Here is a 12,581-nt window from a genome sequence, read left to right as displayed (position 1 = left end):
CTTGGCAGCAATCTGTTTGCGCATAAACTGCCATTAATTGATCAAAAAAGAAATTCGTAAGGGCGGTGCTCCAACACCGTCCTTTTTTTTCTTATTTTGAGATGATTACTTGGTTTCCTTTTATCTCATATTTAAAATTTTCTACATCTTTTAATGCCTTAAGGGCCTCTTCAATTGTTTCGTTGCTAAAGGTTGCCGTGAAGCGATACTTTTCAACTTGGCTACTGGTAAATTTTATTTCTACATTGTACCACTTTTCAAAAACATCTTTAATTTCATCGAAATCCTGATCGTAAATTTCGATTCGATTCTTAGTCCAGGCAGTTTCTACAATTGTACTATCCTTAATTAAAGTATAATGGTTTATTGCAATTTCCGGTCGCGATGAAGAAGCTTTGGTTAGCCTTGCTTTTTTAGGAGCGTCGATATTTTTATAAAATGTTACCTTCTGACTTGGTTTTAAGGTAATTAAACCACCATTTCCATCTACGGCTTCCATGGTAATTGAGCCATGAATTAGAGTCGCTTCTGATGTTACCTCATCTGGATACGATTTTACGTTGAAAGCTGTACCCAAAACGTTGATGTTAAAATCTGAAGTATGGACTTGAAACGGTTTGTCTTTATTATGAACTACATCAAAATAAGCTTCGCCTACAAGATTTACTTCACGTGTTTCTCGATTGAAACCATTAATAATTGATAGAGCGCTTTTTGCGTTTAAAATAACTGATGTCCCATCCTGTAATCTGATTTTTTTACGTTCGCCACTTTTAGTTGCCCATGTAAATATCTCTCGTGTTGGTTCATTCTTTTTAAAATTATAGTAGCTTAAGTAAAGTAATGCAGAACCAGCAACCACCACAATTGCTGCGGCTACTTTTAACCATAAATAACGGTTTATTCTAACAACCTTTTTTTCTTCGGGAAATAACTGATCTTTAAAATTTTCTACTTGTGTATTTAATTGACGCTTATTCCCACTTAAAATCACGTATAATTTTTTAGCTTCTGCTATCACTTCTGCCTGCTCCGGATGGGCATTTATATACTTCTCCCAATATCCAATACATAACTTGTCAGTTCCAGCGCAATATTGCTGAAAGGTGCTATCGACAAGAAAATCTTCTGCATTGAATTTACTTCTATCAACCATGCTTGTTTGCCTTTTATATATCAGTGCCCAAAAGTTTAACTTTTTCCTAAAGAAATTTTAACTTTTTTTTAATATGATGGAGAATGTGGGTTAGCGATTGTAAATTAACGATTCAACTTGCGAAGTCTCAACGGTTAAAAGTGAGGGAAGACTTAGAAAGTTTACTAGCGGAATCTTCTTGGAGACTGACGAAGTTTCCCTATTTCAAATGCGACCTAAACTTCGTAAGTCGGGTTAAGCATTAAACTCTTTCCTTAATATTTTAAGGGCATCATAAATGGTATTGTAAGCCGTTTTTATAGTTTGATTACTTTGTGCTGCAATTTGCTCATAAGTCAATCCATCAAAAAATTTTAAATGAATTAATTGTTTCTGGCGGAAAGTAAGTTTTTCCAAAGCATTTTTAAGTTGATGCTTAACCAATTCATCACTTTGTACTTTTACAATAAACTCTTCGTAACTCATTTCCATCCAATCGCCATCTGCTCCGGCATTTGAAAGTGCATCACTTATTTTACGATTGCGTTCTAAAATCCGAAGCAACTTGCGTTTTAGAAAAGTGCGAAGGTAGGCCTCTACATTATCAACACGATTGAGGGTTTCGTGTTTTTCCCAAATGGTGGTAAAAACCAAATCGGTGGCCTCGCTTGAAGTATCGCCATCGGCGCAAACACGAATGCCGAAATTTACCAATGGATAATAAAGATCACGATAAAGATCAAAAAACGCATCTCTATCACCAGAACGAAGTCGTTCCCATAATAAGTGATGCGCCAGTTTATCGTTCATTTAGGATGTTTAGTTGTTAAAACAATATTAACTAAAAACATCAAGATTATTATGAACAAAGCCGGAAGTTTGCAGATTTTGTAAATTAATCTGTAAACTTCCGGCGATGTGTAAATCTGTAGAAGAATTTTATTTCAAAGCTGTTTTGCTGAAAATGTGATATTCGCCCGGCGCTAAAGTTGCGGTATAATTATTTGAAGGTAAACTGATATTGTTTCCAACAGCATCTATCCATGTTCCGGAAGAACCAAAATCAACATTGGCAGGCTGACTAACCACATCAAAATTACCGACAACAATTACCGTATTCGAACCTTCAATAAGCTTAATATATTTCACTCCTCCAGCTAAATTATATGTAGCGCTTGTAGAATTGAAAATGGAATTATTCTTTTTCAAACGAATGAATTTTGCGTAAGCATCATATAAGGCTTTACGATTTGGATCAGCGAAATATTCCCAACGGATTGGCTTTTCGCCCGTTCTGCCATTGAAATCGATATTAACATCATAACCCAATTCGCCAAATTGCCAAACCATTTTCGGTCCTGGAATAGCGAATAAAAATGCAGCAGCTATTTCTTCACGCTTTAACGAAGTGGCCAAATTTCCTTTAATAACATAACTTCCCGAAGCATTCCCATAAGTGATATTTTTAAAATTCAAACGTTCCTCATCGTGACTTTCGCCATAGGTAACTAAATTTTCTGATTTTGAAAAACCATGATTTGCATAGAATCCCCATTGAAAATTTGAGTTTCCTAACCAACCCATTGTAGCTTCGTTCATGTTGTAATTGATATTGTTCCAAAGCATCATACCATCATCGGCCAAAACTTTCTCCTCGGTTGCATCGGCAAAATGTTCTAATATCACATAAAAATTATTAGGGTCGATACTTTTTATATAGCTGTTATACTCTTTCCAAATGGCAATTCTACTGGCGTCGTAAGCACTCATGCCCGCATCATCAGTAGAAGTTTTTTGAGTAAAACCTTTTGAAAGATCGAACCTAAAACCATCAACTTTGTATTGTTGCATCCAGAATTTAATTACATCTTTTGAGAACTTTTTAGTGGCTGCACTTTCGTGATTAAAATCGTAACCAACATTGTAAGGGTGTTTAGCATCAACATTAAACCAAGGACTATTCGACGTTGGTTTCGAACCATCAAAATATAACTGAACCATTGGCGATTGCCCGAATGAGTGGTTTAAAACCATATCCATAATCACGGCAATACCTTTTCCATGGCACTCATCAATAAAGTTTTGTAAAGCCGTTTTCGTTCCATAGTATTTATCCGCAGCAAAATAAAATGACGGATTATAACCCCAACTCAAGTTGCCCTCAAATTCATTTACCGGCATCAATTCAATAGTATTTATTCCTAAACCAATCAAATAATCAAGTTTGGCGAGTGTTGAGGCGTAAGTATGTTCTGTGGTAAAATCGCGAATTAACAATTCGTAAATCACTAAATTATTTTTATCCGGTCGGGTAAAACTATTGTTTTTCCATGCATATTGGGGCTGATTAGCTTGCATTACGCTCACAATACCAGTTGTTTTTCCTGATGGATAGGCTTTCAGATTTGAATAAACCGCGGCAGAAATATATTTATCGTTATCTGGATCTAGAATTTTTTCGCAATATGGATCAGCCACTTTTAATTTTCCATCAACATAAAATTGATAGGCATATTCTGAATTTGGATTGAGGTTATCAATCTGAATCCACCAGGTATTTCCATCGCTGGTTTTTTTCATCACTGAAGCCGATGTAGACCAATCGTTAAAGTCACCAATTATGGAAATTGATGTTTTTCCAGGCGCATAAAGCGTTACAATGGCCGATGTTCCATTATTGATAAATGCAACGCCATCTTTGGCGCCAGCAGGTAATTCAGTATTAATTGGTGGCGTTACCGGACTGATAGGTTCATCACCTGTACTTGCCTTTTTACAAGCGGTATTAAAGGCTGTGAAACACAGCAATACATAAATGATTTTTTTCATTTGGTTAGGAAATTGGGAGATATTTTACCACTGAGCACACGGAATTTTCACAGAGCACACAGAGCCAAATATTCTCTGTTACTTTGTGCTTTTCTTTGCGTTCTCTGTGGTTATAAATTAAGATTACACTATTATTACTACACTGACCTATTTTCTTCAATAGATAATTCTGAAGCTAAAACTTCATCCGTTTTTTTTGGTTCTCTGATGAACAAATAGCAAATCACAGCGGCAAGAATCATTAATCCACCACCAAGCTGAACCGCTAAAAGTCTATCATTATTTAGTACGTTGCGCATTAGCCAGCCAAAACCAAGTGATGCAATAATCTCTGGCAATACAATGAAGAAATTGAAAATCCCCATATAAATACCAATTTTATCTTTAGGTAATGAGCCACTTAACATGGCATAAGGCATTGAGAGAATACTTGCCCAGGCAATACCAACCCCTGTCATACATAAATACAGCATATTTTTATCATGCACCCACGCTACGCTGATTAATCCAATGGCACCGCATAATAAACAAATTGCATGAGTGGTTTTTCTGCCCAAAGCATCAGCAATTTTTGGTAAGACCAAAGCAAAAAGGAAAGTGATCACGCTGTAATAAGCCAGAGTTAAACTTCCAAAATCGGCACCTTGCGCATACACTGGATCGGCAGCATCTTTACCTCCGAAAACATTAACAGCTACAGCAGTTGTGTAGTAAAACCACATTAGAAACAAACCTGGCCAGGTGAAAAACTGAACCAGAGAAACAATTTGCATCCGTTTTGGCATGTTGCTTAATGCATGAAAAATTTCACGTGCACCACCGCCAAAACCTTTGTTACTTTCTCTAACTTTTTCTTTAAAATCTACATCTTGTGGTGGATATTCTTTAGTAGTGAGAACCGTCCATAATACCGCAGCAAAAAAGAAGAATGCACCAATATAAAACGAGAACTTTACGTTTTCTGGAATGTTGCCCTGAGCTGCTGTATTTTGTAAATGAAAAATATTGTTCATTACCCAAGGTAAAGCTGATGCAATACTTCCGCCCAAACCAATCATCATACTTTGCATAATGAAACCGCGGTTTACCTGACTATCAGGTAATTTATCGGTAACAAAAGCACGGAAAGGTTCCATGGCTATATTTCCAAATACATCTAAAACCCAAAGTAAACCTGCGGCCATCCATAAGGCGCTGCTATGAGGCATAAAGATTAAAGCGATACTGCTTACAATGGCACCGATCATGAAATATGGTCTTCTCCGTCCCCATTTCGGGTGCCAGGTTCTATCGCTTAAATATCCAATAATCGGCTGAACCAAAAGACCTGTTAATGGTGCTGCTAAAAACAATAATGGAACCTGATCGGGGTTTGCGCCAAGGTTTTCGTAAATGCGACCCATATTGGCACGTTGTAAATCCCAACCGAATTGGATTCCGAAGAAACCCACACTCATATTAATAATTTGTGCTAATGTTAATTTCGGGTTCTCGAATATTGTTTTTAAGCTCATTATATTTGGTTTATTTAACCGCAAAGGGCACCAAGTTAAAGCGCAAAGGGCGCAAAGCTGGGCGTTTATCCTTTGTATTTTTTGCGAAAATCTTTGCGTTCTTTGCGGTTATTTTCTTTAGTTTAAAATTCTATCACTTGCGCCGAAACCGGACCAAGTTTTACAGGGATACTCGTTCCTGCGGGTATATTTAATTTTCTATCTGTTAATAAATCAGTAACAGGAGATGAATTTTTCACTTTTAAAATGCTATCTGGAATCTCAATGTTCGCTTCCAATGTTTGATTTCTATCGAAATTTGCAATCACCAACAAACGCTGTTTACCAGAATAACGGATAAAAGCATACATGCGGTTATTCATATTTCCAGTTTGAGGAACATCATAAATTTCGCCATTAAGTACTGCATCACTTTGTGTTGTTACTTTTAAAAGCTGTTTGTAATAAGCCCTTAAATTTTGCTGTGCTGCATTTAATTTATGTCCATCAAATAAACCACCATTCATCCATTTCTGATGATTCGGAACACCCCAATAATCAAAAATCGTAGTGCGGTTATCATCTCCACCAAAACCCTCAGCTCCTTTACCAGGTTCGCCCACTTCCTGACCGAAATAAAGCATTACCGGACCCGAACCCAGCGTTGCTGAAACAACCATTGCAGGCAAAGCCAATTCAGCTTTTCCTGCAAAGCCTGCCGATGCAATTCGTTCCTCGTCATGGTTTTCTAAAAAGCGTAACATGTGTTTGCCAAAACCAGCGCTTTCTTTCTGCCATACATAACGAATGTCTTTCACATCCGCAGATGGTTCATTTCTAATTAATCGTTTCAATCCGTCGTACAATCCAACTTTATCATACAGATAGTCGAATTTTCCCTCTTCTAAATATTGTTTGTAAACCTGCGGATTATAAGCTTCGCCCAGGAAAATTAAATCGGGATTAACTTGTTTAACCTGCGGGATAACCCAATTCCAGAATGCAATCGGCACCATTTCTGCCATATCACAACGGAAACCATCAACACCTCTTTTAGTCCAGAAGATTAAAATATCTCGCATTTTAGTCCACACTGGTGGTATCGGTTCGAAATGATTTTGTCTGCCATTTTGATAATCAACCCCATAATTTAGCTTGATGGTTTCGTACCAATCATCGTACTTCGGCGATGCCGTGAATGCATCATTACCTGTAGCTTTCGCTGGATTTTCATCAAACTTGCCATCCTGTAAAATAGAAAGCGGTGTTTTTTGTCCATTGGTGGGTACTACTAAAGACTGACCGGGGATATAATAAAAATCGTTTTGTGCACTGAAAGCTTTTTTTACATCGTCTTTTACACCAAAATCGATTACATTTTTTGGTTTAGTATAAGAATGATAACTTCTGGCTACGTGATTTGGAACGAAATCGATAATGACTTTCAGACTTTTCGCATGCGTTCTTTTTACTAATGCCTCGAATTCTCTCATCCGGTTCTTCACATCAACTGCTAAATCTGGATTTACATCGTAATAATCGCGAATGGCGTATGGAGAACCTGCTCTTCCTTTAACTACATCGGCATCATCAACCTTTATTCCATAAGCAGAATAATCGGTTAAACTTGCATGTGCAATAGCTCCGGTATACCACACGTAATTCGCGTGAAGTTCTTTAATGCCATCTAAAGCTTTGTCTGTAATATCATTAAACTTCCCAGATCCATTTTGCTCAATGGTTCCATAAGGGATATTTGTAGTGTTCTTATTTCCGAATAAACGGGGCAATAATTGATATATAACGATTTGTTTATCGTTCATATTTTTACTCTTTTTTTGTGCAAATGATGATGAAGAAATTAGTAAAAGGAAAATTGCAATTATTGAAAAAATCGTTGTGAGATTGCTTTCCCGAAGCATCGGGACAAGCTGTTCTTCGCAGTGACGACCTGATGAAAGGTTGCCATTTTCCATCTTACATTTTACCTCTACAATCATACCAACTCCGCGTTATTCACTTCGATTGCTGCGTTTCCAGCCAATTTATAAACCTGGTTTCTGATACCGATTTCTAAATCAACATCGTTGTTATTTTTAATGTTGATGCCGTTTTCTGTAATGTTAATTTTTAAGGTTGCACCTCTAAAACCAATGGTAAACGAGAATGATTTCCATTGCGTAGGCAAAAAAGGACTAAACTGCAATTTACCATCACGAACACGCATACCTGCAAAACCCTCAACCACACTCATCCAGGTTCCAGCCATCGAAGTGATGTGTAAACCGTCTTCGGTATCGTTGTTGTAATCGTCTAAATCTAAGCGGGCGGTACGTAAATAGAATTCGTAAGCACGGGCTTCATCATTTAATTTAGCGGCTAAAATACTGTGTACGCAAGGCGATAAAGAACTTTCGTGAACCGTACGAGGCTCATAAAAATCGAAGTTTCTTCTGATGGTTTCCAAATCGTAATCTTCTTCAAAGAAATACAATCCTTGCAAAACATCAGCTTGCTTAATAAAAGGCGAACGCAAAATCCGATCCCAACTCCATTTCTGGTTAATTGGTCTTTCGCTTGCCGGCAAATCTTTAACTAAAGTTTGTTCTTTATCTAAATAACCATCTTGCTGTAAGAAGATACCCAGATTTTTATCTGCTGGATAATACATTTTCTCTATGATATCTGCCCAATCTGCAAATTCTTTAGCATCGAAATTTAGGCTTTTTAACAAGCTTTTATATTTTTCTAGTTGCTGTATTTTAACAATTTCGGCAGCTTCCGTTGCATATTTCATGCACCATGTGGCCAATAAATTGGTGTACCAGTTGTTGTTTACATTGTTCTCATACTCGTTCGGACCAGTAACCCCCAACATTACATATTGCTGTTTTTCGCCACTCCAGTTTACGCGTTGTTTCCAGAAACGGGCAATGCCAATTAAAACTTCTAAACCGAAATCAGATAAATAACTTTCATCGCCGGTGTAACGGATGTAATTATAAATTGCAAAAGCAATAGCGCCGTTACGATGGATTTCCTCGAAAGTAATTTCCCACTCATTGTGGCATTCTTCGCCATTCATCGTAACCATTGGATACAATGCTGCACCATCTTTGAAACCTAGTTTTGCAGCATTTTCGATGGCTTTACCCAATTGCTTGTGGCGGTAAACCAATAAGTTTTTGCTTACTTCCTGAGGAGCGGTTGCCAAATAGAAAGGCACGCAATAAGCTTCAGTATCCCAATAAGTAGAACCGCCGTATTTCTCACCAGTAAAACCTTTCGGGCCGATATTTAACCTATCATCTTTACCTGTATACGTTTGGAAAAGTTGGAAAATATTGAAACGAATTGCTTGCTGGGCAGAAACATCGCCCACAATAACAATATCGCTTTCTTCCCATTTGGTTGCCCAGGCTTCGGTTTGTTCTTTTAATAAAATATCAAAACCTTTGGCCGTTGCCTTCGTGATAACTGATTTTGCTTCTTTTAAGAGAGATTCTTTAGGATAATTTTCAGAAGATAAATTAGCCGCAATTTTAACTAAAATAATTTCTTCGTTAGCTTTTACATCAACTGAAAAAGTTTGGCCTACGAATTTTTCCTTGCGAACAGCTTCAGGATTAATACTTACTTTCTCCGAATTTTTATACAATTCAATGTTGCTTCCTGTGCAAACCTCAAACTCAGTTTTCTTTGTTCTTAGTTTGATGTATGCCTCCGAATCAGTAATTTCATCAGCAACCATATCCCAGAATTTTTCATCGTAATTGCTATCCTGATTTTTGATATCACCATCGATGAAAGGCATCAATGTGATTTTTCCATCAAAATTTAATGGTGTAATGCTGTATCGGATTGCACCAACTTCATCATCAGCTATGCTGCAAAAACGAGTAGACTTAACTTTTACGGTTTTACCACTTTTCAGTTTTGCCGTGAAAGTACGTTCTAAGATACCTGCATGCATATCCAAAACACGTTTGAAATCGCTAACTTCAGCAGTTGCCAAATCTAAAACTTCATCATCCAATTTTACTTCGATACCCACCCAGTTTGCTGCATTTAAAACTTTAGCAAAATATTCTGGATAGCCATTTTTCCACCAACCTACACGGGTTTTATCTGGATAATAAACGCCAGCAACATAATTCCCCAAAAGGGTTTCGCCACTGTAAGTTTCTTCAAAATTGGCACGCTGCCCCATACGGCCGTTACCCAAACTAAAAATACTCTCCGAAATTTTATTTAAATGTGGATCAAAGCCTTCTTCGATAATGTTCCACTCATCTGCTTTAATGTAATTCTTCATAATTAGTATCAAGTAGTTAGTATCAGGTATCAAGACCGAAAGCCCCACACCTTAAACCCTACACCTTAAACTTTTTTACAACTCTTCTAAATCTTTAACCGTTAATTTGTCCAGTCCACTTACTACCACATCGGCTTCGGTAAGTACACTTTTTTCGCCGATGCCAATGGCTTTCATTCCGCCCCGTTTTGCTGCTTCAACACCCGCAACAGCGTCTTCAAACACTACACATTCTTCAGGTTTGAAACCTAATAGCTCAGCACCTTTTAAAAAAACTTCCGGATCTGGTTTGGATTTTGTAACCATATTTCCGTCTACAATCTCATCAAAAAAGTGAGCCAGATGAGTTCTTTCTAAAATAATTCCAGAGTTTTTGCTTGCCGAACCTAGCGCTAATTTATAACCTGCTTTATGAATTTCGGTTAAAAAATCTACCGTTCCAGGTAAAACCTCGGCTGGTGTCATTTTGGTAATCATATCTACATACCAGCTGTTCTTCAAAGTGGCCAGTTCTTCTTTCTCTGTATCCGTTTTTTCTACACCGCCCCAAGCCAAAATTTTGTTCAGACTTTCTACACGACTTACACCTTTCAATTGCTCATTTTGTTCTTCAGTAAAATCGAAGCCCATTGTATTAGCTAAACGTTTCCAGGCTTGATAATGGTAAACTGCTGTATCTACTAAAACGCCATCCAAATCAAAAAGACAAGCTTTAATTAAGGTTGAAGGTTGAAGATTGAAAGTTGAAAGTTCCGGGTGTTTATTGTCTTGCATTGTTATATAGTATTTTAGTAGTGAGTATCAAGATACTTCGCTTTCTGCTTTAGTCTTTCTGCTTTTAGCTTTAATTCAACTCCAAAACCAAAGTTGTTTTTGATGGAACTTTAATTTCTTTAATGGATAGGCTTTCTCCTGTAATTACATTTTTTGCAATGGTCATTCCAGCTGTACGTTCAGCAAATCTATCTGTATTTAGGCTTTTATCTTTATCAGTATTATTGGTAATAACCATTACAGTTCCTTTTTGTTGATCATTATATCTGAAATACACGTAAACATCATCTTCAGGAACAAACTGCATTAATTTGCCGTTTTGTAATGCTGTACTATTTTTACGATAATTCGCTAACGTTTTTACAAAGTTAAATGCTTCGTTTTCTTTGTTGGTTCTGCCATCGGCGATGAATTTATCTTTTTTATCGCCATCCCAACCACCTGGAAAATCAGAACGAACCAAACCATCAGGATTAGAGTAGTTTTTCATTAAAATCTCCGTTCCATAATACATTTGTGGGATACCACGCATGGTTAATAAAATCGCCATTCCTTCCTTGTACTTATCAAAATCTTCATTTACCATCGAGTAAAAGCGACTCATATCATGGTTATCCAGAAAGATGCAATTTGTATTTGGGTTTTTATATAAGAAATCTTGAGCTAAAGTTGCATATATACGATTAATGCCGTCAGTCCAGCCTGATTTTCCGTTCAAACCTTCATAAATTGCGTCTTTTAAAACAGCATCAGTAAGACCTTGAAGATGCGTATCAAAGCCACGGTTAACCGTATTTCCTCCAGTAAAAAAGGCCTGACTAGCAACTGAAGAGACCAGTGTTTCACCAAAAACAGTTAGGTTGGGGAATTCATTATGTAAAATAATTGCCCAATCGGCCATAAAAGCAGCGTCGTTATATGGGTAGGTGTCTAAACGAAGTCCATCGATTCCAGCATACTCAATCCACCAAATATGATTTTGTGTTAGGTAATTCTGTACATAAGGATTTGTTTGATTCAAATCGGGCATTGATGGAACAAACCAACCATCAAGCATGCGTTTTTTATCGGCTGCTGATGCATGTGGGTCCATAACTGGCTGGTCGCGATAACTGGTCTGAGTATATTTAGGCCATTGATTTAACCAGCTTTTCATTGGTAGATCTTTATACAACCAATGTCCGGTTCCGATGTGGTTATGAACAATGTCTTTAATTACTTTCATGCCTTTTGCATGAACAGTTTCTACATATTTTTTATAAAGTTCGTTAGTTCCGTAACGAGGGTCAATTTTATAATGATCGGTTACGGCATAACCATGATAGGAAGCCTTCTCCATATCATTTTCGATTTCTGGAGTCATCCAAACGGTGGTAATTCCTAAATCTTTAAGATAATCCAGGTGATTGATAACACCTTGAATGTCACCGCCGTGTCGATAGTACATGCTATCGCGATTAAGTGCTGTTTCGGTCAAGCCTTTCACAACATCATTACTTTTGTCGCCATTCGAAAAACGATCAGGCATCAATAAGTAAATAAAATCTTTTTGCGTTACACCTTGAATTCTGCCAGCGGTTTTGTCGCGGTTTTTTAATTCGTAGTTGTAACTAAATATCTTTTTGCCTTTAACAGTGAAATTAATCGGGAACGTTCCCGCCTTTACTGATGAAGAAATTTCTAAATCCACAAATAAATAATTGGGATTTTCTACTTTGTTTACCTTAACCAGTTTTACACCTGGGTAAGATAATGAGATGGTACTTGCTGCAATGTTTTCACCGTGAACAAGCAATTGCAGTTTGGGATTGCGCATTCCTGCATACCAGAACATCGGTTCGATACGTTCCAGCTTTTGAGCAAAAAGGTTTGCGCCAGAAAGTATTAAAAATAATAGTGCTAAGAATTTTATGCCTGCAAAGCGCAAAGAAGATGCTTTAGTGGTAGAATGTACTGAAAGGTTTTGGGATTTGATCATGCTAAAACTTTAAGAGATTAAAAAGCCCCGCAGTAAAATACTACGGGGCAATTGTAA

The 12,581-nt window shown here is 37.2% G+C and carries 8 protein-coding genes; all 8 read right to left on the bottom strand.

The window, feature by feature from the left end; translation table 11 throughout:
• Window positions 1–91 precede the first annotated feature (91 nt).
• On the bottom strand, window positions 92–1,156 hold the full coding sequence (locus tag LUA91_RS10350) for a FecR family protein (protein WP_231425972.1): 1,065 nt from the start codon (window positions 1,154–1,156) through the stop codon (window positions 92–94).
• Window positions 1,157–1,390: 234 nt separating this feature from the next.
• Entirely contained in the window at window positions 1,391–1,945 is a 555-nt protein-coding gene (locus LUA91_RS10345) for an RNA polymerase sigma factor (protein WP_231425971.1), read from the bottom strand.
• Window positions 1,946–2,074: 129 nt separating this feature from the next.
• A complete protein-coding gene (locus LUA91_RS10340; protein ID WP_231425970.1) occupies window positions 2,075–3,964 on the bottom strand; it encodes an alpha-amylase family glycosyl hydrolase in 1,890 nt (629 codons plus the stop codon).
• 137 nt (window positions 3,965–4,101) lie between these two features.
• Window positions 4,102–5,478 (bottom strand): MFS transporter, encoded by a 1,377-nt coding sequence (locus LUA91_RS10335; protein ID WP_231425969.1) that lies wholly within the window; start codon window positions 5,476–5,478, stop codon window positions 4,102–4,104.
• Window positions 5,479–5,600: 122 nt separating this feature from the next.
• Window positions 5,601–7,280: an alpha-amylase family protein gene (locus LUA91_RS10330; protein ID WP_231425968.1), complete on the bottom strand. Its 1,680-nt coding sequence runs from the start codon at window positions 7,278–7,280 to the stop codon at window positions 5,601–5,603.
• A 173-nt stretch (window positions 7,281–7,453) separates the two neighbouring features.
• Window positions 7,454–9,772 carry a glycoside hydrolase family 65 protein gene (locus tag LUA91_RS10325; RefSeq protein ID WP_231425967.1) on the bottom strand — a complete coding sequence of 773 codons (2,319 nt, stop codon included), beginning with the start codon at window positions 9,770–9,772 and terminating at the stop codon, window positions 7,454–7,456.
• A gap of 75 nt (window positions 9,773–9,847) precedes the next feature.
• On the bottom strand, window positions 9,848–10,546 hold the full coding sequence (gene pgmB, locus LUA91_RS10320) for a beta-phosphoglucomutase (RefSeq protein ID WP_231425966.1): 699 nt from the start codon (window positions 10,544–10,546) through the stop codon (window positions 9,848–9,850).
• Window positions 10,547–10,616: 70 nt separating this feature from the next.
• Window positions 10,617–12,524 carry a glycoside hydrolase family 13 protein gene (locus tag LUA91_RS10315; protein ID WP_231425965.1) on the bottom strand — a complete coding sequence of 636 codons (1,908 nt, stop codon included), beginning with the start codon at window positions 12,522–12,524 and terminating at the stop codon, window positions 10,617–10,619.
• Window positions 12,525–12,581 lie beyond the last annotated feature (57 nt).

It is taken from the genome of Pedobacter sp. Leaf250, from assembly GCF_920984735.1.
Classification (GTDB): Bacteria; Bacteroidota; Bacteroidia; order Sphingobacteriales; family Sphingobacteriaceae; genus Pedobacter.
The sequence above is the reverse complement of the archived record's forward strand: the minus strand, read 5'-3'. Positions and strand labels throughout refer to the sequence as shown.